Annotated in this window: 23 protein-coding genes; all 23 read right to left on the bottom strand. The window is 32.9% G+C overall.

What is annotated here, in order from left to right:
• Positions 1-12: 12 nt before the first annotated feature.
• The 23 genes from B3D94_RS22095 to neuC all read right to left on the bottom strand — a co-directional run bounded on the left by B3D94_RS22095 (position 13) and on the right by neuC (position 26,473).
• Complete coding sequence (locus B3D94_RS22095) at positions 13-1,128, bottom strand: glycosyltransferase family 2 protein (protein WP_291760897.1); 1,116 nt, start codon at positions 1,126-1,128, stop codon at positions 13-15.
• On the bottom strand, positions 1,125-2,069 hold the full coding sequence (locus tag B3D94_RS22090; protein WP_193830967.1) for a GDP-L-fucose synthase family protein: 945 nt from the start codon (positions 2,067-2,069) through the stop codon (positions 1,125-1,127). Before B3D94_RS22090 ends, B3D94_RS22095 begins: the two co-directional genes overlap by 4 nt.
• A 269-nt stretch (positions 2,070-2,338) precedes the next feature.
• Positions 2,339-3,349, bottom strand: a complete 1,011-nt coding sequence (gmd, locus tag B3D94_RS22085) for a GDP-mannose 4,6-dehydratase (RefSeq protein WP_291760892.1) — start codon at positions 3,347-3,349, stop codon at positions 2,339-2,341.
• Positions 3,350-3,382: 33 nt separating this feature from the next.
• Positions 3,383-4,642 (bottom strand): nucleoside-diphosphate sugar epimerase/dehydratase, encoded by a 1,260-nt coding sequence (locus tag B3D94_RS22080; RefSeq protein WP_069480091.1) that lies wholly within the window; start codon positions 4,640-4,642, stop codon positions 3,383-3,385.
• Between the two features lie 9 nt (positions 4,643-4,651).
• Entirely contained in the window at positions 4,652-5,926 is a 1,275-nt protein-coding gene (locus tag B3D94_RS22075) for a hypothetical protein (RefSeq protein ID WP_291760888.1), read from the bottom strand.
• A 272-nt stretch (positions 5,927-6,198) separates the two neighbouring features.
• Complete coding sequence (locus B3D94_RS22070; RefSeq protein WP_291760885.1) at positions 6,199-7,227, bottom strand: methyltransferase, TIGR04325 family; 1,029 nt, start codon at positions 7,225-7,227, stop codon at positions 6,199-6,201.
• Positions 7,228-7,280: 53 nt separating this feature from the next.
• Positions 7,281-8,522, bottom strand: coding sequence for a glycosyltransferase family 2 protein (locus tag B3D94_RS22065; protein ID WP_291760882.1), 1,242 nt, complete (start codon positions 8,520-8,522; stop codon positions 7,281-7,283).
• A 22-nt stretch (positions 8,523-8,544) separates the two neighbouring features.
• The gene (locus tag B3D94_RS22060) at positions 8,545-9,429 is read right to left on the bottom strand and encodes a class I SAM-dependent methyltransferase (RefSeq protein ID WP_291760880.1); all 885 of its coding nucleotides are present in this window, start codon (positions 9,427-9,429) and stop codon (positions 8,545-8,547) included.
• Positions 9,430-10,300: 871 nt separating this feature from the next.
• Positions 10,301-10,426, bottom strand: coding sequence for a transposase (locus B3D94_RS22055; RefSeq protein ID WP_254664218.1), 126 nt, complete (start codon positions 10,424-10,426; stop codon positions 10,301-10,303).
• Positions 10,427-10,792: 366 nt separating this feature from the next.
• Complete coding sequence (locus tag B3D94_RS22050) at positions 10,793-11,692, bottom strand: hypothetical protein (protein ID WP_291760873.1); 900 nt, start codon at positions 11,690-11,692, stop codon at positions 10,793-10,795.
• 13 nt (positions 11,693-11,705) lie between these two features.
• On the bottom strand, positions 11,706-14,492 hold the full coding sequence (locus B3D94_RS22045) for a motility associated factor glycosyltransferase family protein (protein ID WP_291760871.1): 2,787 nt from the start codon (positions 14,490-14,492) through the stop codon (positions 11,706-11,708).
• A gap of 21 nt (positions 14,493-14,513) precedes the next feature.
• Positions 14,514-15,761: a UDP-glucose dehydrogenase family protein gene (locus B3D94_RS22040; protein ID WP_069480085.1), complete on the bottom strand. Its 1,248-nt coding sequence runs from the start codon at positions 15,759-15,761 to the stop codon at positions 14,514-14,516.
• Complete coding sequence (galU, locus tag B3D94_RS22035; protein WP_069480084.1) at positions 15,758-16,639, bottom strand: UTP--glucose-1-phosphate uridylyltransferase GalU; 882 nt, start codon at positions 16,637-16,639, stop codon at positions 15,758-15,760. The genes B3D94_RS22040 and galU overlap by 4 nt, the downstream gene beginning before the upstream one ends.
• 3 nt (positions 16,640-16,642) lie before the next feature.
• Positions 16,643-17,584 carry a UDP-glucuronic acid decarboxylase family protein gene (locus B3D94_RS22030; RefSeq protein WP_069480083.1) on the bottom strand — a complete coding sequence of 314 codons (942 nt, stop codon included), beginning with the start codon at positions 17,582-17,584 and terminating at the stop codon, positions 16,643-16,645.
• Positions 17,585-17,798: 214 nt separating this feature from the next.
• Positions 17,799-18,773 (bottom strand): UDP-N-acetylglucosamine 4,6-dehydratase (inverting), encoded by a 975-nt coding sequence (gene pseB / locus B3D94_RS22025; RefSeq protein WP_025116737.1) that lies wholly within the window; start codon positions 18,771-18,773, stop codon positions 17,799-17,801.
• A gap of 209 nt (positions 18,774-18,982) precedes the next feature.
• Positions 18,983-19,807 carry an SDR family oxidoreductase gene (locus B3D94_RS22020; protein WP_291760864.1) on the bottom strand — a complete coding sequence of 275 codons (825 nt, stop codon included), beginning with the start codon at positions 19,805-19,807 and terminating at the stop codon, positions 18,983-18,985.
• Positions 19,804-20,511, bottom strand: coding sequence for a cytidylyltransferase domain-containing protein (locus B3D94_RS22015; protein WP_069480082.1), 708 nt, complete (start codon positions 20,509-20,511; stop codon positions 19,804-19,806). The genes B3D94_RS22020 and B3D94_RS22015 overlap by 4 nt, the downstream gene beginning before the upstream one ends.
• Positions 20,504-21,427: a Gfo/Idh/MocA family protein gene (locus B3D94_RS22010; protein ID WP_291760861.1), complete on the bottom strand. Its 924-nt coding sequence runs from the start codon at positions 21,425-21,427 to the stop codon at positions 20,504-20,506. Before B3D94_RS22010 ends, B3D94_RS22015 begins: the two co-directional genes overlap by 8 nt.
• A complete protein-coding gene (locus B3D94_RS22005; RefSeq protein WP_291760858.1) occupies positions 21,424-22,488 on the bottom strand; it encodes a nucleotidyltransferase family protein in 1,065 nt (354 codons plus the stop codon). The genes B3D94_RS22010 and B3D94_RS22005 overlap by 4 nt, the downstream gene beginning before the upstream one ends.
• A gap of 25 nt (positions 22,489-22,513) precedes the next feature.
• Complete coding sequence (locus tag B3D94_RS22000; RefSeq protein ID WP_069480080.1) at positions 22,514-23,629, bottom strand: N-acetyl sugar amidotransferase; 1,116 nt, start codon at positions 23,627-23,629, stop codon at positions 22,514-22,516.
• An 18-nt stretch (positions 23,630-23,647) separates the two neighbouring features.
• The gene (locus B3D94_RS21995) at positions 23,648-24,277 is read right to left on the bottom strand and encodes an acetyltransferase (RefSeq protein ID WP_069480079.1); all 630 of its coding nucleotides are present in this window, start codon (positions 24,275-24,277) and stop codon (positions 23,648-23,650) included.
• Positions 24,270-25,349, bottom strand: a complete 1,080-nt coding sequence (neuB, locus tag B3D94_RS21990) for an N-acetylneuraminate synthase (RefSeq protein ID WP_291760853.1) — start codon at positions 25,347-25,349, stop codon at positions 24,270-24,272. Before neuB ends, B3D94_RS21995 begins: the two co-directional genes overlap by 8 nt.
• Positions 25,346-26,473, bottom strand: a complete 1,128-nt coding sequence (gene neuC / locus B3D94_RS21985; RefSeq protein ID WP_069480077.1) for a UDP-N-acetylglucosamine 2-epimerase — start codon at positions 26,471-26,473, stop codon at positions 25,346-25,348. Before neuC ends, neuB begins: the two co-directional genes overlap by 4 nt.

Here is a 26,473-nt window from a genome sequence, read left to right as displayed (position 1 = left end):
CTCCTAAGTAATTTAAAGATTAGAAGTAGAATCTATCAATTCATGCCAAGTTATTATTTTTATTTTTGGATTTAACTTTTCTAATTGAAGCTTAACTTCATTAGCACCTACAAATCTCTCAACTGAAACTATTATTATGTCTACCTGTAACAAATCTACATTATCAGCAGAAACTATCTCTTTTCCTAACAAATATTCCCCTTGCATTTCCTTATTATTGTCAATAAATCCACTTATTTTAAACCCATTTTTATTTAGATAGTGATAAAGTAAAACAGCGAGTCTTCTTGAACCGAAAATGGCAGCAGACCGATTTGATTTTTTTAACCCTTTAAGTAATGAATCATTATCTAAAATTGATAACATAAATAACTCTCTATAATGATAATTAGAAATATGAATATCTTTATTATCCAAATATTTTTTGCTATGAATAGGAATATAATTAAAGTGTTCTAGATGTATTTCTTTATTTTCCTCATGAAAACGATTCATGTATTTTATATTTGTGCTTAATCCCCCTATTCTAAAAATAGCAATTTCTTCATTTACAAATAGAGTCTCGAACTCGTATTTTTTAAAACATTTAATTGTAAAATCCACATCTGAAAGTATTTTATATTTCAAATTAAATCCACCAAATTGACTAAAGATATTTCTCTCAGTAAATACTCCTTGATGCGGACACATTTCCCCCTTTTTAAAATCATTAAGAGTTAATAATTTACCTCTAAATTGCCACTCTCCACTTATCTCATCAATTGCTCTTACTTTCCCATATAATATTTTTGGCTTTTTCTCATTTAAGATTCGAGCAATTTTTTCTACTACTAAAATATCTTTGAAATAATCATCAGCATTCATAAAATTTATAAAATCACCTGTTGCTAACCCAATACCTTTATTAAAAGCATCATATACTCCTTTGTCCGACTCTGAGACCACTACATCTACTTTGTCTCGATACTTCTCCACAATCTCCATCGTTCCATCAGTGGAAGCCCCATCAATAATAATGTACTCAATGTTTTTATACGTTTGCCCGAGTACACTTTGAATCGTTTGCTCAATTGTATTTTCTGCATTATAACAAGCAGTTATTATACTAATTTTTGGTCCATTTTTCATGACTTTATGACATTATCAAGATACCAATTATATGCATCTTGAATTCCTTCCTTTAATTCAATTGAATGTTTCCAGCCAAGATGATGTAACTTAGATACATCTGTTAGCTTTCTTGGTGTGCCATCTGGTTTACTAATGTCAAATACTAGCTTGCCCTTATAGCCAATTACATCAGATAATAGTAAAGCTAATTGTTCTATAGACACTTCTTTGCCTGTTCCGATATTAACAAATTCCCCAACTTGCTCAGCATCGCAATGTTTCATTAAATGAACACAAGCATCAGCTAAATCATCAGCATGCAAAAACTCACGGAGTGGCCTCCCCGATCCCCAAACAGAAACTGTCGACTCATTATTCACTTTTGCCTCATGGATTTTCCTAATAAGTGCCGGTAATACATGTGAACTTTCCAAATCAAAATTATCATTTGGTCCATATAAATTGGTTGGCATCACACTAATAAAATTTGTACAATATTCCTTGTTATAAGCATTACACATTTTAATACCTGCAATTTTAGCTATTGCATATGCCTCGTTTGTACATTCTAATTCACCTGTTAGTAAATACTCTTCTTTTAGGGGTTGGGGGGCCATTTTGGGATAAATACATGTGCTTCCTAAAAACAATAGCTTCTTAACTCCATATTGGCGAGCGGCTTCAATAATATTCGATTGAATCATTAAATTATCGTATAAAAATTGAGCTGGAAAACCAGAATTGGCTAAAATTCCTCCTACCTTTGCAGCAGCTAAAAACACATAGTCGGGTCTTTCTTGTTCAAAAAAATGTTGAACACCTTGCTGATTACGTAAATCTAACTCATCGCTCGTTCTATATATAATTTGTTCATACCCTTTTGATTTTAAATTACGCATAATAGAAGATCCAACTAGACCTCTATGTCCCGCTACATAAATCTTACTTTGTTTATCCATTCGACAACACCTTATTATAAAATCTCTTATTTTTATTATCGGTATAAAAGAATAGAACTGAATAGCTACAGTTCCTTTCATAGATTCTCAAATTATGGCGATTATTTCATTCCAATCATACTCAAAACACACTATATCTTCTTCATTAACTGCTTCTTCAATTTGAATTTCTATAATTCCTGTATCTTCAATGTCACTCTTTCATCAAATCATATTAAAAAGAGCGATATGAGATTTATATTTAAAATTCATATCGCACCTTTCTTAAATTAGATTCTTTTTAAATCTTCATGAACCATTATTTTCACTAATTCATTAAAGCTCGTTTTTGGCTGCCATCCTAATACTTCCCTTGCCTTTGTTGAATTCCCTAGCAATAATTCCACTTCAGTTGGGCGAGAAAATTGCGGGTCAACAGCGACAATTACTTTTCCGGTTTCCCTATTAATACCCTTTTCATTAATTCCCTTACCATGCCACTCAATTGTAATATCAGCCTCTGCAAATGCACATTCAACAAATTCTCTAACAGTTCTTGTTTCACCTGTCGCAATCACAAAATCATCTGGCTTGTCTTGTTGTAATATTAGCCACATTGCTTCAACGTAATCCCCTGCAAAGCCCCAATCACGTTTAGCATCTAGATTCCCTAAATACAAGCATTCTTGCTTGCCATGCTTAATATTGGCAACTGCAAGTGTTATTTTACGTGTAACAAAGGTTTCGCCGCGTAATGGTGATTCATGGTTAAACAAAATACCGTTACATGCAAAAATATTATATGCCTCTCGATAATTGACCGTAATCCAATATGCATAAATTTTTGCAGCAGCATATGGACTACGTGGATAAAAGGGCGTTGTTTCAGATTGTGGTGTTTCTTGCACTTTCCCATAAAGTTCACTTGTAGATGCCTGATAAATACGTGTTTTATTTTCAAGCCCTAAGATTCGAATTGCTTCAAGCAATCTAAGTGTACCCACTCCATCAGCATTCGCCGTGTACTCAGGCGTATCAAATGAAACTTTCACATGACTCATCGCAGCTAAATTATACACCTCATCTGGGCGAATTTCAGACATTAGACGAATTAAATTAGCTGAGTCTGTCATATCGCCATAATGAAGGTGCACATCGCTTAAATATTCCTCAATACGATCATAGCGCTCAATTGAAGATCTACGGACTAACCCGTGCACCTCGTATCCTTTTTCTAAAAGGAATTTTGTTAAATAGGCACCATCCTGACCAGTGATACCTGTAATCAGAGCTCTTAACATTTTTAATCTCCTAATTTCATATCATTCTTTTGATTAAATATATACAACTAAAAAATCTTTCCCTATTTTCAAACCTTTATCTGTTAATTGCTGCTTAATTTCTTTATGCCAAGTAGACGCTATAATAATAAACATATTGGTTGGCAAATCATCAAGTGAGACAACCTTTACATTACTTAAAAGCTGACCTCGTTTATTCAGATCATTATCAATAAAAGCACTCAACTTTATTGAATGATTATTTAAATGTTCTAAAACTCTTTCTCCAAACGAACCTGCACCAAATATAAATATCTCTTTTTCATTTGTACACATGGATAGATTATCGAATAGTTTTTCATCATCTAATGTATAGACGGCATCATGTTTTAAATAATTATAAAACTCATCATCTTCTAATCGAAAATTTATTTCTAATAAAGTATATTCTTTCATCTCTTGAAAAACACCATCAGAATATCTTTCAAACCCGCAAGTTGCAATTTCTAGAGCAAACCCTAATTGTTCCTCTATAATAGAAAAAATCCAACCTAATAAATAATCTCGCTTTGTTAAATATTTTTCATTACTAAAGTCATTTAAATATGTAATTTCAGCCCATCCGGGTGCTTTAGTTAAGTTTTTTTCTAAAAACATTTGTTCAGCTCTAGAAAAATATCGTGCCTCAACCTTTTTATTAAACCTTAATGTGCTTTTAACATCCATTTTAGATAACCAAAAATTTTTTTGATCAAAATACTGTATAATTGAAAAAAGTTTATCCTCATCCTTATATGCATCCAATATCCCTGGTTCAAATTCTGCTAATAATACTTTATTTTGAATCTGTTGATCTAAGCTAGTAAATAATCTTAAATCGGTTCCTTGTGAATCCGACTTAAACCAATCTACATATCCAATACCTATACTTTGTAAAGCTTTTTTTAATGTAATGTTGCGTAACTCAGTTTTATTATCTACATCAAACAACTCTGCAAATGACCAATTTTCTAATTGACTTTTATTTGGTTCAAGTACACTAGAACAATGGGGAGATTTAGTCAAATGAAAATACACTTTTTTAGATTCTATATTTGAGACAATGCTATTAAATACATATAATTGTTTAAATGTAGAATCTTTTTTATTTATGTACTCAAAATCCCTATCATCAGCATCAAATGCTACTCCAATTGAATATGGAGCAAGTATCTCCCACTTCTGATTCAAATCACCCGATGCTCCTATATCTAATAAAACAGGCGGATTATCAATAAATTCTTTCCTTTTTAAAATTCTCTTTAATATTTCCACATTAACTCCCTATTCTTTTGAATTAAAATGTATAAAACTATAATTTTGCTGGTTCTTGTGAATAAATAAATCCCCTTTAAATTGTTCAACAATTTCTTTCCAACTTATTATTAACAACCGTCCTTTAGTAACTTTAAGTTCTTCTAACTCTTTAATTAAATTTAAATCATGACTCCCCTCTAAACATACTATAATAACTGCATCATGTTTATAATCATTTAAATAGTATTTACCATAAATAGGAATACCATCATCTGTTGTTACTTCTTGAGGATTACTTTCGATTAAAGCTTGAACTCGAATATTTGCTTTTTCGAGTTCATTCAGAATTAGAGGTGTAATTCGATTTTTTCCAAACAACATAATATCTTTATCATTAAAGTACTGGAAATTTGAACACACAGATTTATCTTGATTTATTTTAATTTCTAACCATTTGAGCAATATTTCTTTGTTATTATCTTTTTTTTCATCATAAACAGTTGATTCTAATAGATTATACGATTTTAATTTTTCATTCTGATTACTTATGCTTTTTAAGTATGGAATATATATAGCATTTATAATATCTTTATTTAAACGATAACGCCCAGCTTCAAATCTATTATTGATATATATTTCAAATTGATGGAAATGGTAAAAAACTATTAGAGATTCTTCAGTATCGATACCCTTAGAAAAATCATATTGTTGAACATTCCACGGAGCAACTCCACCACCTAAATGTTCAAGTACATGAACGCTTCCTTCAAATCTAGTTAACCAGTCATCTAAATATTTTTGGTCTCCAAATTTCCCGTCTTCATAACGATTAAAACACCAATCTAAACAACGTTCTTGCCACCAGTTTAATATTTTCTTACCTTTAAAATTGTTCTTGAAAGTCATAAATTGTACACAATAAATACCTGATGTACTTGATTGATCGTATACTTTTGTATAGCGATGTTCCGTTATCAAAACCGACTTTCCAGATTTATCAAATTCATCAAGTAAAATAGACGGTGAATTATAAAAATACAAATCAGCATCTAAATATGTACATTCTTTCACATCATAATTATCTAATACATAAGAAATTGCATATGGTGTACATGTCCAACAATACTCTCCTTTAGATCGACTCTCTTTAACTGATAATAATCTCTCGCTCTCAAAACTTGCTAAAGGTATTAAAACTGCATGCTGTAAAGACAAATCATCTAAGATTTCAAAGCATAAGTCATCCATACAAATAATGTATAATAGAAAATTATCTCCCGTGTTTTCTAAAGACTCATACAATGCCATACCTCTTGTTAAATAATTCGAATCAAATAAAGTACAAAAATTAAGCAAACTATTACTCCTTTCCAACTTCAAAAAACTACACTATGTTCTTTACAGTTTCTTCTTGCTCTCTATTCATTAATGTTACATTTAAAGGAATACTCAGAATCTATAGCAAAGGTTTTCTGTAATAGGTAAATCACCTAGTTACCTATACCTCTTTCTTCAACTATAACGATTTAAACTGTCTCTGAAATTTTAGAATATTTTTAAACAATCACTAATTTTTATCCTCTCTTCATTAAAAATCCTTCATAAGATTTCCATTCCCCATCAATTTTAATTTTAAGATGTGATTCAAATTCAAGAAAGATATTATACTTCCCATAAAAAAAATTTATTAACTTTTCTTTACTCATTATCCAAACAGGATAATCTGCATCATAAATATTGTGAGGAACGTATTGTATAGATAATCTATCTTCTTTTTTGTTATTGAATGGCATCTTGTCGAACAAAATAAATGGTACCTTTTCTCCAATAACCTCTTCTAATATTAGATATGGGACCTCAAGATACTGTAAAACACTTGAAAAAATTATTACATCAATATTCTTTGTCTGTAAACACTTTTGGATATTATTGTAAAATTTAAGTGTATCATCTTCAAAATGTTCTTTACCTACACGAACAAACTCTTCCTGTTCCACAACATTCCAATTTATTTTCTTAAAATCAAAAAATTTCTTACACTCATAGTAGGTTGACCCTAAAGATCCTCCAAAATCAAGAACGTTTAAATCCCCTCCATTACTATTCGCTATAAATAATAATGAGGCAATCAATGGAAAAGAATAATCTGGTTTATCAAATAAAACGGAGTCCCTTTCATATAAAGCTTCACCCTGTTTAACCTTTAATAAGGAATTCTTAACCTTATTAAGTATAATTTCTGAATTATAGCCTCTACTTAAACTTTCTGCTTCTTGCCAATTATCGAAATCTCCATAAATACCAAAAAAATCTTCCCAATATAAATAGTTGTCAAATTTTTTTAGCCCTATTTTTTGGAGTTGTGTCTCTATTTCTAAATACCACGATGAGGCAATTACAATATAAGACTCTTTATTTATAATTTCTGGTTTAATAATTCTGAGCCCTTGTAATGTTTTCCCATGTTTTAGAATATCATTATCTATAAACCCCTTAATATTAATTTTTTTCTTTTTCAACTCTTTTAGAACATTCAACCCCATTGCACCTGTTCCAAAAATATAAATATCACCATCGAATTTTAATAATTTTTTTAAAATCATGTCCTCCCTCCCTTCTAGTTCCTATAAACACAAACCATTTATTGCCATTTATATTATATACCTTCTTTATAAGTTAAATATTTCCAATTAATTATTTTTACACCTTCCGGTATTAAATCATTAATTAAAGAAATTACTTTTCTATCATGATGTCCCTCTATACTTACCAAAATTATATCTTCAGCTTTAAATCTTATATCTCGAATATCTTTGATTTTTATGCCATTTAATACTTTCCCTACATTATTAGACTCCATTACTAAGAAGTTTTTAACACGATATCCTCTTTCATCCATATAACCTTGTAAAAACTCTCCCCATTCCCCTGACCCAAATATATACAATTCTCCTACTTCAAAATTATTAGGACTCATTACTTCAACAGAGTTCTCAATAAACTTCATTTTCAGAACGGTAGTAGATGCTTTTTCTTTCAAAAGCTTTACATTAAAGATATTTTCTGTTGTAAAAAAATCCGCTTCAAAATTAGATACAATTTTTTTCGGATGAATTAAAGGGTAATCAATTGGATAAACTGGTAATTCAGCTAATAAATCATTATATTCTTTAGTATGGGTTGCTTCCTTCGAAAAACCAATATTACTAACCAAATTTTTTTTAGGCAATATTGTATACCCTTTGTTTATGAATGACGTAAAAACCCATGGATACGCCCAAGAATCTATAAGACCATTGGCGACATCATCAAATGTTTTTTCCCAGAATTCTTTAACGAAGACATCGTAATAAATTTCATCAAATTCATTCGATTCTTTATATTTAGACCATTCCCCCAAACTAATATCAATCTTTTCCCACGCACGTTTCCACGTTGCCCATCCCCAACACTCTGGATATACAGAAAAATAATAGCTTTCATCTATTTGAAATGACGGTAATTGAAAATTATTACCTGCTATTGTCATAACTTTTTCTTCTTCTCGATAGTATTCTAATAATTCCTCACAAAAGCTAAAGAAATCTGTATGAGGTAAACAATCATCTTCTAAGATTATCGCATCTTCTACATACGAAAATACCTCATCCAATCCTGAAGAAATCCTTTTTTTACAACCCTGATTTTCGTCTGAGTAAATATATGTCACATCACAATCCCAATCCACCTGTATAAGTGCGCGTGTATCTGCACATAACTGCGCTTCGCCCTCTTTAGACGCTCTTGGACCATCAGCAATAACAAATAACTGCTTTGGCGAATATTTGCGAATTTCCTCAAAAACGATAGCTGTTGTATCTGGACGATTGAATATGATAAATGCTACAGGTTTTTTCATTTTTCATCCCTCAACTTAGATTTTATTTTATTCCATCTACAATCAAAGACGAGTAAACATTATTAACGTGCCAATTTCGCGGATCATTATCCTTACTTCTATTAATAAAACCATGCTCTAGCTTCCAATCGCTTTGATGAAAATTACCACTTTCATCAAAGTATTCAATTACATCAACAGTATTAAAACCAGCATTTTTTAATAAACCTGTTATCATATCAACGGTGTACAAAACTTTATGATCCTCAGCTCCATCACCAAATCCACCTGGCTTTATCCAACTAATATAGTGTGGATTCGGATGATTCCCGTCTGGAACTGCAATCCTTAAACGACCACCTTTTTCCAAGTAACAAAAGCAATTTTTGGCTGCTATTACTCCTTGCTCATAAGTTAAGTGTTCCCAAACGTGCTCTGCGACAATAGAATTTATTTCCCTACCTCCAAATAAATTCTTCCAATCTTCCTGCTTTAATACATCCAAATAAGGTTTATCTGTAGAAATCCACCCTTTCTGATTTGTTTGAGATGCACCGATAATAACCTTTAGTTTGTCATAATACTTAATCTGCTCATACGCAGTTAAATATTCTAAATAATTGTCGAACTCCCTATATGTGATGAAATCTATCTGCTGTTTAAATCTCATATTCCCTAATTGATTCATAATTTCCTTTTCAAAAGAGCTACAAATAACGATACAATGCTCACTAGTCTTTATATTATGAATTTCTTCAGAATGATGTATTTTCTTATCAAATAACATAAGACCAACCTTTGTTTTATCATTATCAATAAAACATTCTATATGAACAGGTAGATTATTTAGCATAATATTACAATAAATTCTTTTACTTAAAGATCCCGTACCCCAAAAGATTAATTTTTTATCTATTAAATCTAGCATTATACACCTCTGAATTTCTTTTTGTTATTAGATACCAAAATTACTGTTAATTCTATAAAAATACTTGTCTGTGTTTTAAAATCGCACATCGAAGCCATTCCAACAAAATCTATCTTTCTAAAGCCGCGTTTTATTACATAATCAAAACCTTCTTCAGAGCAATATCTGTCAGTATTATTCCAAATAATAACTCTGTCTTCATTTAATGGACTTAAACTATTAACTGTACAGTTCACTCAATCTCTGCCATCAATTATTACTCCATCAAGGTTTTATGATTTAATACTTCTTTTGAATATTCTCCATCATAAAATAACTCTTTATAAATTAATATTTTTTCCACACAAATTATTACTAACCTTTTCAAACCACTGTTTATCATGTTCTACTGAGATAATACTAACAACTTTTCAGACCACCATAAAGTACTACCCCCAGAACCATATTCGAAAATTTTCATAGTTTCATTTACTCTATCTTTAATAAATTTAATAAAGGATATGTAATCCACGATAATGGTTTTCCATTCTTATCAACAGGACTATTATCTCCAACGCTTTGATAAAAAACGTTCTTTTGCAAATATTCTATATCCATGTTATTTAGTTGATTATAAATGGACTTATAATTCAATGAATACATAATTTCTTTTGCTATATTAGAATTATCTGTTGCAACTATAATAAAATCTGCCTGTTCTATAAGACGAATTGGCACCTCATTGCTGCCTTTATATACATTATTATTTTTAATTCTCGTGTCACAAATCATTCCTGTTTGATCTATATAAAATAAAATTTCATACTCCCTTTAATTTAAGCATTTCGAAGGCTTTCTTAAAGCTCTTGTACTTTTGCACACTGAATACTGACTAAACCCATTCTTCAATATTAAAGATATCATTCTTGTCTTCGCTGAATTGATTAGCTATATAGTTTCTTATGATTTCCTCTGTAACTGTTCCAACAGTCGCACAAAAGTACCCTCTCTCCCACAAAAATTGTCCTCAATACTTTTTTATTAGCTCAGAAAAATCGTCTTGCAATATTCTCGGCGACCTTCCCTTTAGGTATTGCATTTTTTTGCTAGGTGCTAAACTTACTTGAATAATAGTAATAAGTGATTATGATCTTTCCCTACACTACCTTGCATAATCACTATCAGCCCTGCTTCACTCCCCAGTCTTACTAATTATCTTGCTCGAATTGCTATTGGACCCCTCAATATTTTACATCTATATTTTGTTACCCTTATCACAAGGTACTTTATTTCTTTTAAAGCCCCTAAACTTAATTATGTATCTCAAACAATTTATAATATTGCTTTAATAGGGCGATTCGTATTTTGGACAATTACAATTCTTTCATAAACCTAAACAATTATCGTTTTTATAAAAGATACTCGTCTGTGATTTGAAATCATAAATTGGAATCATTCCAATAAATTCAATTTGTTTAAATCCACTCTTAATCAAATGATCATATCCTGCTTTATAACATTCTCTATCCGTGTTATCCCAAATAATAACTCCGCTTTTACTCAAAGAATGTAGACTATTGATGGCACAATTCACTCTATCTCGACCATCTATAATCACAATATCAATATTTTTATGTTTCAAAATTTCTTTTGAATAATTTCCATTATAAATTAATTCTCTATGGACTATTTCTACATTAGTATCTTTAGTTAAATTTTTCACCTGTATATACCATTCTTTGTCATGTTCAACAGCAAAAATTTTATCGACTCTTTTAGACCACCACAATGTACTATTACCTGATCCATATTCAAAAACTTTCATATTTTTATTTATTCTACTCGATAAAAACTCAATACAAGGATATGTAATCCATGGTATGGGTTCTCCATTTTTATCCACAGATTTCCTTTCATTAATACTTCTATAAAAACCACATTCCTCTAAATAATTGTATTTTTGTTTTTTTAATTGCGAATAGATTAATTCATACGGCTCATCATGTATTGTTTTAATAGGTTTATGAATTACTGAAGATAATTTTTGTTGAAGCAATCTTGACTCATCTTTATTACCAAGAGCAATTAGAAGGAAGTCTATACTTTTTATACTTTCATCTTGAATTTCAGCAACATTTTTATAGACGATTACATTATCAAAATTTCTTGCATCAGTAATTGTACCAGTCTGATCTATATAAAACATTATTGTATAACCTTGTAGTTTTAAAATTTCACTTGCATAGTAACCTGATGAACTAGCTCCATATATGGCCGCTCTCAAACTTAACAACTCCTCACAAGATTAATAATGGGCGAAAACCGACATGTGCTCCTATTGTGTCCTCCCGTCTAATATATAGTGTGTTAAAATCTTTATCTTTAGTTCCAAAGTTACCTCCTCTAAAACCAACATAGTTTACCTTCTCTTTTACATCACACCACATGTTTTCTTTAATCCAAGTTGATGAATTACTATTATAATTCCACATAATGTTGTTTTTATTTTGACTAATAAATTTCGCATCTAAATCCTGAAGTTTATCAATATCTGTTTCATTACTATATGTACTATTACCTGTTGGTATGGCAATTTCCAATAGATCTATACTATTTTTCAGATGTACAGTAAGTTCATTCCAACTAATATAATTTTGAAGAACTCGATCTGCAATCAACTTCTTCTCACTATCAATTTCATCCACCATAATAAAATAAAAATCTCCATTCGGATATGCAGTTGAAATAACTGGTAAGTGATTACTTATTTCATCTCCAAGCCCTGAAAATTCTCCAACTTGATTATAGGTTGCTTTATAATGACAACGAATCCGCTTCCCAATTTCAAGATCTCCTACAGAAATCACTTCATCTATGTGATATGCCCTACCAGTTGAACAAATTTCAATCCCTTCAAAAACAATTGATGGATTATCTGATAGGATAGCAATTTCAACGTCATGCCTTTTGCCATCTAGACCTGAAGTTTCAAATAGTTTCTGACGCATAAATGAGCCATACTTATCTTCATTAACACCATTGGTCAGTATAATTGTGTTCATTTTATCATCAATCGTAACTTGAATTTTTGCTGCTTTCTGAGAATGAATTGTTCCGAACACCTTTAAATTTTCACCATGAAATTGGAAGATTATTTTTGCACCTTTTTCTTTTGTTTCTACTCCTGATGTATAAATACTATAATTGGATCCATCATTCTCCTTCAAGGTATGATATTTTTTCTTCCAATCTCCTACATAATGAAAAACACCTGAAGTGCTATTATAGCCTTTTGTTTCTAATTGTTTCTCTAATTCCAACAATGTAATATTGGTAATGATTGGAGCAAGATCTCGATAAAAAGTTCGGCAATTATTCAGATATCCGTTGTACACTTGAATAGTTCTCTCAACTTTTTTTGTCGAACTATCCATCTTACTCATAATTTGTTTTTCTGCATTTAATTTTTCAAATGCAAGCTTTGCTATTGGTGAAATAGTCGTCAGAAAGAATATGTTTCTTTGATACTTTTCGAAAAGTATCTCCAACTCTTCAAGTTTTTGCTTAATTTGATTTACCTTTATGCTCTTTAAAGACTCTTTAAAGTCATTTAAATAGATTTCCAATTCTTTATCAGATCGAATAAAAAGCTCAAATTCTTTTCTATATTTCTTTTTAAAAGCTTGATTTAACTCGTAAAATCCATCTAGTGGTACTGGCTTCCACCATTCATCTACTACAACTTTTTCCGATAATTCTTCGATTATCTGTTGTAAAGGTTGGAAATTTGCGCCTTTTATAGCTGCACCACCATTAGTTGTATTAATGACAGGCATATTTACAAAATCTATATACTTCTCTATATCTAGTCTCATTCGATTTAAACTATCGTTTGTAATGACTTTGCCACCATGAACATCTTTCACTTCAAATGAACTAATTAAATCATGCGTCTGTATTAAACTATTTGTTAGTTCCTTTTTCTCGTAATCATATCTTTTAATTTCTTCTGAATAATACTTATTCTTTTTAAAAGATAAATTTTGGCCAACAAGATATACTTGTTTTACTTCTAGAGCGTGGAAAATTTGTAGCATAATTAATGCAATTGTTGGTGCATCAGAAATAACAGGTAATTGTTCTTTATAGAACTGTGGAGTAATATGATCCTGTGATGTTACAAAATATAGCTTTGGTCCTTGATAAAATTGTAAAGTTTCAAAACCTACCGTAGTACCATAAATCATTGGAATATCAGTAATTTCTTGCTCGTATATTTCTTTAAAAACAGTGTGATTATGTGATTGTGGATCATATGTACACATTGCATCTGGGTAAATGTTATTTAAGACCAATACCTTAGTGGCCGAACCAACTGCGAAAATATATGCCAAGCCCCGTTTTTTAATAATGCGTAAATTTTCTAATTCTTCATCAAGAGATGGACCCGCACTTACTAAAATAACGGGCTTGTTTTTAAAGTGTTTTTTCTTATGTAAAATTATATTTTCATGTTTAAATGTTCCTGGTAAATTCATCAATGCATTCAGCGTCCATCTTTTTGAAAAAAGTGTGGCTGCAACCATATTAGACCCTTTACTCATTAATAATGATTTTAATGTTTCTCCGAATTCCTTTGTTTTTTCTGAAAATATTCTTTCGTAAACAGGCAACACAATCAACAACATTTTTTGATGAATAAGCTCACTAAGTAACTCCAAATTCTTAACTAAAGGATGTTGACTATCCTCTACAATGTAATTCGATAATTTATCTTTAGGAAATTTGGTTATTGTAAGCTCCTTTAAAGAAATTGTAGCAATCTCAGCAACTGGTTCATATGCCGATGCAAGTTTTTCAGGGAACTGCTCACAAAAGTATCGAATATGATAACCTAATCCCACCCCATAAAATAAAATATGCTCTGATTCTTCTATTTTTTCTTTAAGAGAATCGATTAAACGTTCAGCTTCCTGCATGGGATTATATTTACTATGGAGCATCATTTTTTTATCATCAATCTCTACTTGTAGAGCTGGAACCCCAATTTTACTGTCAAGTACTTCAACTTGAATTTTGCTCACTTCATTCACCTCCAGTAACCATTAAAATTTAAGTATATTCCTTCCATCAAAGACAACAGCATTGTTAGAATAAGTCATTAACTTAGCCCAATCTGCCTCGATAAACTCTTGCCATTCTGTAACGAGCAAGATTGCATCAGATTTTGAGACACACTCTTCCTTAGTAGTTGCATAAGTTAATTTTATTCCCTCCAAATACTGGGTTTTTTTCACAACTGGGTCATACGCTGAAATTTCAGCACCTCTTGCCACTAATTCTTTAATAATCATGATAGACGGGGCTTCTCGCATATCGTCTGTATTTGGCTTGAATGCTAGCCCTAATATCGCAATTTTTTTCCCTATAACATCTCGATTAAAATGATTTAATACCTTTTCTACAAAAATATAGCGCTGCTCATCATTTGCTCGTATAGCTGATTGCACTATACTTAGGTTCACATCATTTTCATGTGCCAAGTATGCTAATGCTTCTGTATCTTTTGGAAAACATGATCCACCATAGCCCAATCCAGCATTCAAAAACTCGCGTCCTATTCGTTTATCCATACCCATACCATCTGCTACTGTATTCACGTCAGCTCCAAGCGCTTCACATAAATTAGAAATTTGATTGATGTAACTAATCTTCACTGCTAGAAATGCATTTGATGCATATTTAATCATTTCCGCACTGCGGCGATTCGTATGCATAATTGGTATATTTAGTGACTTGAACAAACATTCTACCTTTTCTCTAGCAATTGAATTTTCTGCTCCTATCACAATACGATCTCCGTAAAATGTATCGTTAATTGCATGTCCTTCTCGTAAAAACTCAGGATTAGATACTACATGAATTTGTAAACCCGCTACCATATTTGCATGAAGTATTTCTTCCACTCTATCATTCGTACCTACTGGAACCGTACTTTTCACAACAACAATCACATCATGCTCTACATTTTTCGCAATATCTTTAGCTGCTTGTTCAATATAAGACAAATCCGCTACCCCGTCTTCTCCTTGAGGTGTACCTACAGCTATAAAGATAATATCTGCCTGTGCAAATGCTTCTTGAGCACTTGTTGTAAAGGTTAAGCGATTTTCCTCAATATTACGTGTTAGTATTTCATCTAATCCAGGCTCATAAATTGGTGATTGCCCTTTTTTAAGGGTATTAATCTTTTCTTCATTAATATCTAAACAAGTAACAACATGCCCGATGTCTGATAACACGGCCCCTGTTACTAAGCCGACATATCCCGTTCCAATAATACCTACGTTCACTTTGTTACCCCTGCTTTCGTATTGATGTAAGCTTGAATATCATTTTTTAAATCCTCACGTTGTAATGCAAAGTCGATCGTCGCTTGGACAAAGCCAATTTTACTACCAATATCATATAATTGTCCTACAACATCTTGTGCAACTACTCGTTCTTCTTGGTTTAACGATTGAATCGCATCCGTTAATTGGATTTCTCCACCCGCACCAGGTTCAGTAGCTTCCAACTTTTCAAAAATCGAAGGTGTTAGTACATAACGTCCCATAATAGCATAGTTAGAGGGGGCAGCCTCTTTTGACGGTTTTTCAATAAAACCCTTTACTTCAATTGCCTTACCATTCTTCACCTCTGCTGCTGGATCAATCACACCATATTTATGGACACTTTCCATCGGTACTTGCTGGACACCGATGACAGAAACCTTTTCGTGGTCGTATGTATCGATTAATTGTTTTAACGCAGGAGTAGGTGCTTGTAAAATAATATCACCTAGTAATACGGCGAATGGCTCATCTCCGATAAAACGATGTGCGCAATAAATCGCATCTCCAAGGCCCTTCGCTTCTTTTTGACGTATATAATGTATATTCGCTAGATTTGAAATGGCTTCTATTTCCTTTAAATCCTCCAACTTACCTTTCATTTCCAATGAATGTTCTAATTCATAATTCGTATCGAAATGATCTTCGATTGAACGTTTGTTGCGTCCACTAATGATTATAATATCTTCAATACCCGATGCCACTGCTTCTTCTACAATATATTGAATTGTAGGCTTGTCCACAATTGGAAGCATTTCCTTTGGTTGAGCTTTTGTTGCAGGCAAAAACCTTGTTCCCAAGCCAGCTGCTGGGATTACTGCCTTACGTACTCTTTGCATCTTTCATCTCTCCTGCACTTTACTCGCAAAATAAGCGATTGTTTTCTGAAGTCCTTCATCTAACATGACTTTTGGTTCCCAATCTAGGATACGTTGTGCTTCAGCAATGACCGGTCGGCGTTGTTTTGGGTCATCTTGTGGAAGCTTTTCAAATTGTAAAGGTGTATCATTCCCTGTCCATTTCACAACTTTTTCTGCGAGTTCAAGCATTGTAAATTCATTCGGATTGCCCAAATTTACAGGACCTGTAACTTCTTTTGTGGTTGCCATTAATCGTAAAAAGCCTTCTATCAAATCGTCTACATAGCAGAAAGAGCGTGTTTGTTTCCCATCACCATATACAGTTAAAGGTTTTTTAAGTAATGACTGGACGATAAAGTTACTGACGACACGTCCGTCTTTAGTATCCATTCTTGGACCATATGTATTAAAAATGCGAGCCACTTTAATTTCAATACCATACATACGTGCGTAATCAAAAAATAATGTTTCTGCACCACGCTTTCCCTCATCATAGCAACTCCGTATACCAATCGGATTTACATTTCCACAATAATGCTCGGGTTGCGGATGTACTATAGGATCCCCATAAACTTCAGAGGTAGATGCCTGAAATACCTTTGCACCTGTTTTACGGGCAAGTTCTAGTATATTCAAAGCACCTAATACATTTGTTTTAAATGTATGAACAGGATCTGCCTGGTAATGTATAGGACTGGCTGGACAAGCTAAATTATAGATCTCATCAAACTGACCTAATTCGGGAAAAGGCTCTATAATATCATGCTGAACAAACTGAATTTTATCCCGTACATGGCTAATATTTACCATTGCACCAGTTTGTAAATTATCGATACATACAATAGCATGCCCTTGTTCTAGTAATCGATCAATTAAATGCGAGCCTAAGAAGCCTGCCCCTCCTGTCACTAATATACGTTTCATTTTGTACCTCCAAATTTCTTCACATGTCACTGCCATGCCGTTTCAACAATTTTTTCTAAGTCATATTGTCACTGCCAATTAATTATCTTCTTAGCTCTAACTATTGAACTAACGCGTTTCGCTGGATCTCCTGAACGAAGATTGTGACAACAACCAGATACTTCATTTGATATTTAATTCAATAATTTTTCTCATGCAATATAACCCGACCAATTTATGATATATCTTCCGACAGCTTTTCTAATTGTTCAATCGTTAACCATTCCGTATTATTATCACTCGTGTACGCGAATCCTTCAGGTAATGTCTTGCCACCCTCAGCAAATTTTTTAGACCACCAAGGAAACTCTGGTTGAATGACATAATGGTCATCAAACTCTACTGTATGTCGGGCATCATCCTCCATAATCATTGCCTCATGTAACTTTTCCCCAGGACGAATACCGACAATTTCAACTTCACACTCAGGTGCAATCGCTTTAGCTAAATCCATTACCTTCATACTTGGAATTTTTGGAACAAAAATTTCACCACCATGCATACGCTCTAGACTATCGATCACAAACTGAACACCTTGATCTAAAGTAATCCAAAAACGCGTCATACGCTCATCAGTTACTGGTACCGTTCCAGTTACGCATATTTTTTTAAAGAATGGGACCACACTTCCACGACTACCAGCAACATTGCCATAACGTACGACAGAAAAGCCTGTTTTCTTCGAACCCACATAAGAGTTAGCTGCAACAAATAATTTATCAGATGCCAGCTTTGTTGCTCCGTATAAGTTAACCGGACTACATGCTTTATCTGTACTCAAAGCAATTACTTTTTCGACACCGCAATCAATAGCAGCTTCAATAATATTTTGTGCCCCATGGATATTAGTTTTTATCGCCTCAAACGGGTTATACTCACAGGCTTCCACATGCTTCATCGCAGCAGCATGCACAACAATATCTACTCCATCAAACGCACGATCTAAACGCTCCTTATCGCGAACATCCCCAATAAAAAAACGAATACGTTCATCATGAAATTGTTGTCTCATTTCATATTGCTTCAGTTCATCTCGACTAAATATAATAATTTTCTTAACATTAAGTTTTAAGGCCTGTTTGACAAAATTTTTACCAAAAGACCCCGTGCCGCCTGTTACCAGTACTGTTTTATTTTCTAGTATATTCATGGATTTATTTCCTCAATTCTTGTATTAGCTTTTAAGTTATGTATGTTATTAATCGACCTATAGCATATATTGTATATATCGGTCACTTTTTATATTTATTAAAATCATACCTTTTGAAACTTAAGATAATATCCGATTAAAGTAAATAGTAAAAAAAATACTTGCCGTCATTTTTCATGACAACAAGTATTTCATTATAAATATAGTACTTACCAAGCACTCAATCCACCATCTATAATGATATTTTGGCCTGTAACGTAACTTGCTGCATCCGAAGCTAAATATATCAATGCACCAATCATTTCCTCAGGTTGTGCCATTCTACCTAATGGAATACGATTGCTATAGTTCTGCTTGAATGTATCATTTTGACCACTTTCCACACCACCTGGAGTAATGGTATTTACTCTAATACCATCCTTTGCCCAGTAGGTAGACAAATATTTCGTAAGACCTACTACGCCAGCTTTAGAAGCTGAATAAATAGCAGGGGTATTAATTTGACGTTCCAAATAATTTGAACCTTCATATATACGGTTATCTGGACCCATTACACCATAAATAGAAGATGTTTGGATAATAGACCCTCCCTTATTTTGTTCTTTCATTACTTTCCCGACATATTTTGCAACAAGGAACATACTATCTAAATTTGTACTCATGATTTCTTTCCATTGATTTAGATCATAATCTTCAAATGGTGCAAAAAATGCAGCTAAATTACTAGATTTGCCTGCAGCATTATTATGTAGAATATTAATTTCCCCAAATTCTTCTACAACAGCCTGAACCATTTGTTTCACAGATTCTTCAGATGTTAAATCACAATAAAACGCTTTTGCTGTCATATTATAATCGACGATAATTTGCTCTGCAACCTTAGTTGCTTCCTCAATGTTAATATCAACTACAGCTACCTGAGCACCAGCATCTGCTAATCCCTTACAAAAATAACTTCCTAAAATCCCAGCACCACCAGTAACAATAGCATTTTTCCCTTTTAAATTAAAACGTTCAAAATAGTTTACACTCATAATAAACTTCCTCTTTTCTCAGCTAAAAATGAAACGAATTCAAAATCTAGCTCTGAATCTATATCGATTGAACGTTCTTCAGGCATCTCATATAATATTGTTGTAGGAGTGAATATTGAATTATCATTGAAGAACGCAGCACGTTTCCAAGCATAAATAGAAGCATTCATATCAAAGCTATTTGGCGCATCTTGTCTTCTTACTATCGCTGCTGGTAATTCTTTAGATAACTGAACAAAACCTTTTGCATTTTCTTCTACTAAGTTAAAATATGGACTTCTTCTAGACGGAGCACCAGTAATTAAATTAGTTGCATGTTCGTGATTTTCAAGCATCTCGATACTATTCTTCAAATCTATCACGTTTCGTAATGGTGATGTTGCATCAATATCTGTCATAATATCAAATACTAAGCCTGTGATTTCTTCAACTTCTGTTACACAATGCTGAATAACTGGTAACTTTGCCGCTGTGTCTGTTGCTAGCTCTGCTGGTCGTTTGATTACAATATCAACTCCGTACTCCTCAGCAGTTTGTAAAATTGCTTGACTGTCACTACTTACTGCGATTATGTCAAATAACCCACTAGCTTTTGCTTGTAAAATACTATGAGCAATTAGTGGTTTGCCTAATATTTCTTTTAAATTTTTATTTTTAACGCCTTTCGACCCACCACGAGCACAAATTGTACAGATTCTACTCATTTTTCATCCACACCTTCTCTTTCGAGCATTGTTCGGCTGTTTCAATCATACGAACTATATCTATTCCGCCTCGCAAATCACAAAGCATATCCACACGATTATTTAATAATGCGATATGTTGATTTATATACGTTTCGTCTCGACCCACTTTAAAGCGTAAAATTTCATTATCAATTTGTAACGTTTGTCCGATTAGGTCAGCTTTATATGTATGTTTATTTGTTTGTATAACTAACTGTCTTTGTATAATTCTGTCTAAATAATTCATTTCTACTGAAATGTTAATCCCTGTCTGAGTTTGGTACAATACTGAAAAATAGTCATCTGATTGAATTAACAAATTACTTATTTGACCACCATTTGCTGTCATTTCAGCCCAATTTCCAAATAAGAAATTTAAATAATCCAATTCATGGCTTAAATCTCTAATAACCCCGCCACCCTTTGCAATATCAGCAGAATAGCCCTTAGTATAATCTGTATCAGGTCTCCAAGTGGGTAGATATTGACCTACATACGCATTGACCGATAATGTTTGTTCAACCTTTAACAACTCATTCAATTTTTGTATAATTGGATGGAATCTTAAATTATAACCAATATACAGCGAAGAAAAGCGATAGTTTTGAGACGGCATTTTGGCAAATAGCGGCTTTTCCACTAAAATCTTATGATCATACCCTGTATTTTGAATGCGATTAAGCGTTTCTTCATGGAAATAAGTCTCATTTGCTATAACAATATACTCCGGGCGCTCACTTTCAATAGCTTCTTCAATTGTTAAATAGCTTTTTTCAGCATCAATATAGCGTTTTGAAACTACTACTGTCGCAATGCCCAAGCCATTTAATAAATTAATATGTCTTTGCCCAATAGACCCGTAGCCTATTACAACAGCCTTTTTCACACTCATCATTTACAACCTACTTTATTAAAATAGTTACTATACTCTTCATCAGCACGTTCAAAATCGGCCATGCGCCCAATATCTAACCAGTATTCACGAACAGGGAATACTGATACATTTTTTTGTTCATCTATTAATTGGTTAAACAAATCCGGCATATCGTAAAATTTACCCTGTGGAATATACTCAAATACACTCGGACTTAATACATATATTCCTGCATTCACAAAGCTTCTATGAATAGGTTTTTCTTTAATAGATATTAGTTGCTGACCTTTCGTTTCAATGACACCATAAGGTATTTGATATTCGTATTCACGCACACACATTGTCGCAGTTGCATCTGTTTCTTCATGAAATTGTAATAGCTGTTCAAAATTTACTTGCGTTAGCAAATCACCATTCATTACCAAAATAGGGCTATTAAGATTTTCTTGCAGTAAGGACAAAGCACCTGCTGTTCCCATTCTTTTATCTTCTTCTATATAAGAAATGGTCACACCTAAATCTGATCCATCTTGAAAATAATCTTGAATAACTTCTTTTTTATAATTCACGGATAAAATAAACCGAGTGAATCCATATTGCTTGAATCCCTCGATAATTGTTTCTAGAATTGGTTTGTTTCCTACATTTAGCATTGGCTTTGGAATTTTTTCTGTTAATGGGCGTAAACGTGAACCAAGTCCACCTGCCATTAAGACAACAAGATTATTTTTATTTGTTTCTTGCTGTTGCTGACCTGCAAAAATAATGTCTACTATTCTATTATCGTTATCTATTATTGGTAATTGATTTAATTTGTATTTTTTTAAAATATTCAGATATTCACTATAAGTATTATCAAGACCAGCTGTAATAGGACTTACATTCATTACACTTTCAATATTTACATCTAATCCTTCTCCTCTTAAAATACCTCTACGAATATCCCCATCTGTTACCGTCCCTAACAGCGTCTGACTATCATCTACGACTATCGCAAATTGAAGGGAGGTATCATCAATTATTTTCATGGTTTCCAATAATGTTGTGTTTGGAGACACCACTATCTTTCTCCAACTATTCATCGCAATCCCTCCTCTTCCTTTAATCCTATTCTTTTTCCCAAATTGGATGTTTTAATACCCACTCCCCAAATCTATCTTTTTCAAATAAATCTGGATTATACAGTTTTTCAATAATATTATAAAATTCTGTATGAGTGTATCCAAGAAAATCTATAAATGATTGTACTGCTTTTTGATCGATTTTATGGTCATATTGTTTAACAAGTTCTATACCTTGTTCTCTTGTAATTAATCCATACCTAATATACTTTGAAGAATAGTCAGTGGCAGAAGCATGCCCAAATTTTGGATACTTTAACCAAGGGTGTACCAAATAAGGAATTGAATCTACTTGATCGAAATTTTCAAAAGTATGCTCTCTCGTCCATTCATGTGCCAAATCTTTAAATCCATTTTTTTTAGCAAATATATAGTTCGCATAACTATTCCATCTAACAAAGTAACTTAAGTAGATTGGATCTAAGTTCTCTAGTTGCTGATTGCTTGGTGGGTTACAGAAGATTAAATCTTTTTCTGTGATTTTATCATCTAGTAATTCTTCGTAGGGAATATCTGATGCAACCCCATTATTAATTTGGTTTTTTGCTGAATACGTTTCAATTCTATCTGTGCCACCATATTCATAACTAATATTCTCCCCATAAATTATTAAGGGAATATTAAATTTTGAAGCTATATGTAGAGGATAAGTATAAATTAAACGGTCAATATACCAAGTTGGCTTTCCATATTTTTCAAATGTTTTTTTCATAATAGCCTTTTGAGCCTTTATATTTGGCTTTAATGTGATTAAATGGCACCCGAATCGCTCAGAAATATTTTTCACATTGTGCTCACCAGCTTTAGTCATTTCGAAATTATCTTCAACAGAAACTAATAATGGATTCATTTTCATTACTTCTTTAAAGTAATGTACCTGAAAATGACTGTCTTTCCCTCCACTTACGGCAATAATACAATCGTATTCAGTTTCATTTGAACTTCTATACTTCGCACATAATTCTTCTAATTCTTGATGACGTGAAGCCCAATCTGTATAGTTTTTTTGTTCTTCAGCTCTACACGCCTGACAAACACCTTCTTCATCAAAATAAATTCCCGGTCTAGTATTTGGCATTGTACATTTATTACAAAATTTCATATTTTATAGCTCCTTATATTAAATTCTATGTGATTTTGCTGGTACTCCAATAACTTTTTGATTTGATGAAATATTATTTACTACCACCGCACCAGCCCCTATAAGACTGTGAGATCCGATTGTAATTCCTTGTATGATTTTCGCACCAGTTCCTATATGTGTACAGTCACCAATTTGAATATTCCCTGACAGTGTTGTGCCTGGTGCTACATGGACATGAGCACCTATTATACAATCATGTTCAATAATTGCGCCTGTATTTATGATTGTATTTTCCCCAATTTGCACATGTGGCTGTACAACTGCACCAGCCATTATTTGAGTACCTTCATCTAAAGTTGCAGTACTAGCTATTATTGCCCTTGGGTGAACACATATTACAAATGTATATCCTTGATTTTTCAGTTTCTTATACAGGCTTTGACGAACATTTGAAATGCCTACAGTTCCTAAACCTAAAACAAGTTCCACTTCCAATGGGTTGTAATTTTCAAATATTACATCCGTTCCAAGATACTTTAAATCATATGAATTTGTTTGTTCTTCTGGTGCTGTAAAACCTAGGATTTTTCGATTTTGAAGTAATAATATCTCTGTTAAAACTGAAGCATGACCGCCATTTCCTAATATTATTATCGGCTTATTCATCAATCAGTTCATCCTTTTTATAAAATTTAGTGGCCTTTCCGCCTAGCAGAGACCAATATTTCGATGGAGAAATGCCATTACCAGGTCTTTTAATATCAAGATTAGAAATATTAAGGATTTCACTTGGTTGGATATCTTTTTTTGCCACTATACTCTTTCTTGCTACCACTCGGTTTTTCATCTCAGCTACTGTCGGTTCTTTTAAACCAGACCCTAAAGCACGTTCGACCTGACGTATACCCTCTACCATAGCTTTTAGCTCCAATGGTTCTAATGATGCTACATGGTCTGGACCTGGTAATGTTCGGTCTAATGTAAAATGTTTCTCTATCACAGTTGCCCCCATACTAGTGGCGGCAATTGGTATTGCAATCCCTTGTGAATGATCGGAAAAACCTATAGATAATGCTAGTTCTTCAGATAAATAGTTCAAAGCTTTTAAATTAATCGTTTCAAAAGGTGCTGGATATTCCGTTGTACAATGAAGAATAGTTACGAATCTTTTCAAAATCTCCTTTGCCTCACTTGTTTTATAAAATGAATGAACATTATCAATCGAAACATCATCATAGGGTCTTGCTAATCCATAGGCTATAAAAGATAATGCTTCATGTATTTCATTCATGGTAGCCATGCCAGTTGAAACAATCATTTTCTTTTGCTTTGTCGCAATATAATGGATAAATGGAGAATTAGTCAACTCCCCAGAAGGAATTTTAATCGTTTCCATTAATAACTCATCAACTAAAAAATCCACGCTATCATGATCGAATGGCGTAGATAAAAATTCAATTCCTAATTCATCACAATAACTTTTTAATGATGTAAATTCGTCAAATGACAGTTCTAGCTTTTCAAGCATTTCATATTGAGATGATACTTCACCTAAATTTTCTACTTGATAATCAGCTTGCATTGCTTCTTTTGTCACTAAATTCTTCGCACGAAAGGTTTGGAATTTAACTGCATCGGCACCAGCTACCTTTGCCACTTTTACTAATTTTTTCGCCATTTCAAAGGAGCCGTTATGATTCACTCCTGCTTCGGCAATTATATATGTTGATTGGCTCATAAATCATAAAACTCCTTTTGTCTAGCGAATGATGAGATTTGTTGTAGTTGCCTCATTATCTTCTCAGAGACTTGTCCATCTCCAAAAATTTGATTATATGGTCCTTTGTACATTAAAGCTTTCTCAATTGCTTTTTCTATTGTCGATGACTCTAAAGTACAGTCGAATACCGAGCTAGGTTTTTGACGGCCTGCCTGTCTATCACCACAATTTACAGTAGGCGTGTGTAAATATGGCACTTCAATCAAGCCACTAGAAGAGTTCCCCAATACCACATCTGCATATTTCACTGTACTTAAATATCTTAGCTGACCTAGTGAATCAAACACTTTTGCATTTTGTCGTTGCGAAACAAATTCTTCGATAGCCCTATTAATTTCCCGTCCACCATTATCCGCATTTGCTTTTGTAAAAACTAAATTGACACTTGGGTAATTATTCAAAGCTTCTAATAATGCATAAATCCCATCTGTTTGGAGATTCGTTTCTGGATGATATGTTATTAAAAACATTGGCTGATCTATATTTAGTTGAAGGTCTGTATACAACTTTTCCTTCTTAAGTAATGGCAACTTTAATATATTTTCAATCCCAATTGCCCCAACATTCCATACAGATGAGGGTTCTTCACCAAGCTGAATAACTCTATTACGATGTGTGTCTGTACTCGTGAAATGCCATGAAGCCATTTTAGTAATCGAATGACGGATAGCATCATCATAAGCGCCAAATGTACATTCTCCTCCATGAATATGAGCAATCGGTATTTGCATCACAAGTGCAGTTTGTGCTGCAGCTAACATTTCAAAGCGGTCCCCTAAGATTAAAAGTAAATCTGGTTTAACTTTTTCAAAAGCATCTGAGAATCCAATTGTCGCCAATCCGATAGATTTTGCAACACCTGTTGCTGTATCAGAGGACAATAACATTTCTACCTTTGCATCTATGACAAAACCATCCTCTTCAATTTGTTTATATGTTAAGCCAAATTCAGAGGATAAATGCATGCCTGTCACAACTAGTTGTAGCTCAAAATCAGTTGATTGTTTAATAGCATGCATTAAATTCGCAAGTAATCCATATTCGGCTCGTGTCCCTGTAACAACACATATTTTTCGTTTCAA

Origin of the sequence: Lysinibacillus sp. UBA5990 (assembly GCF_002429815.1) — a bacterium.
GTDB classification, from domain to species: Bacteria; Bacillota; Bacilli; order Bacillales_A; family Planococcaceae; genus Lysinibacillus; species Lysinibacillus fusiformis.
This window is presented reverse-complemented; position numbering and strand designations above follow the sequence as displayed.

Excerpts from the sequence above, each read along its gene's own strand:
- B3D94_RS22090 (WP_193830967.1), bottom strand. The coding sequence starts at position 2,069 with ATGGATAAACAAAGTAAGATTTATGTAGCGGGACATAGAGGTCTAGTT.
- B3D94_RS22065 (WP_291760882.1), bottom strand. The coding sequence starts at position 8,522 with ATGAAAAAACCTGTAGCATTTATCATATTCAATCGTCCAGATACAACA.
- B3D94_RS22015 (WP_069480082.1), bottom strand. The coding sequence starts at position 20,511 with ATGAGTAGAATCTGTACAATTTGTGCTCGTGGTGGGTCGAAAGGCGTT.
- B3D94_RS22005 (WP_291760858.1), bottom strand. The coding sequence starts at position 22,488 with ATGAATAGTTGGAGAAAGATAGTGGTGTCTCCAAACACAACATTATTG.
- pseB (WP_025116737.1), bottom strand. The coding sequence starts at position 18,773 with ATGAATATACTAGAAAATAAAACAGTACTGGTAACAGGCGGCACGGGG.
- gmd (WP_291760892.1), bottom strand. The coding sequence starts at position 3,349 with ATGTTAAGAGCTCTGATTACAGGTATCACTGGTCAGGATGGTGCCTAT.
- B3D94_RS22095 (WP_291760897.1), bottom strand. The coding sequence starts at position 1,128 with ATGAAAAATGGACCAAAAATTAGTATAATAACTGCTTGTTATAATGCA.
- B3D94_RS21995 (WP_069480079.1), bottom strand. The coding sequence starts at position 24,277 with ATGAATAAGCCGATAATAATATTAGGAAATGGCGGTCATGCTTCAGTT.
- B3D94_RS22010 (WP_291760861.1), bottom strand. The coding sequence starts at position 21,427 with ATGATGAGTGTGAAAAAGGCTGTTGTAATAGGCTACGGGTCTATTGGG.
- galU (WP_069480084.1), bottom strand. The coding sequence starts at position 16,639 with ATGCAAAGAGTACGTAAGGCAGTAATCCCAGCAGCTGGCTTGGGAACA.
- B3D94_RS22000 (WP_069480080.1), bottom strand. The coding sequence starts at position 23,629 with ATGAAATTTTGTAATAAATGTACAATGCCAAATACTAGACCGGGAATT.
- neuB (WP_291760853.1), bottom strand. The coding sequence starts at position 25,349 with ATGAGCCAATCAACATATATAATTGCCGAAGCAGGAGTGAATCATAAC.
- B3D94_RS22060 (WP_291760880.1), bottom strand. The coding sequence starts at position 9,429 with ATGCTAGATTTAATAGATAAAAAATTAATCTTTTGGGGTACGGGATCT.
- B3D94_RS22020 (WP_291760864.1), bottom strand. The coding sequence starts at position 19,807 with ATGAGTGTAAACTATTTTGAACGTTTTAATTTAAAAGGGAAAAATGCT.
- B3D94_RS22070 (WP_291760885.1), bottom strand. The coding sequence starts at position 7,227 with ATGATTTTAAAAAAATTATTAAAATTCGATGGTGATATTTATATTTTT.
- B3D94_RS22030 (WP_069480083.1), bottom strand. The coding sequence starts at position 17,584 with ATGAAACGTATATTAGTGACAGGAGGGGCAGGCTTCTTAGGCTCGCAT.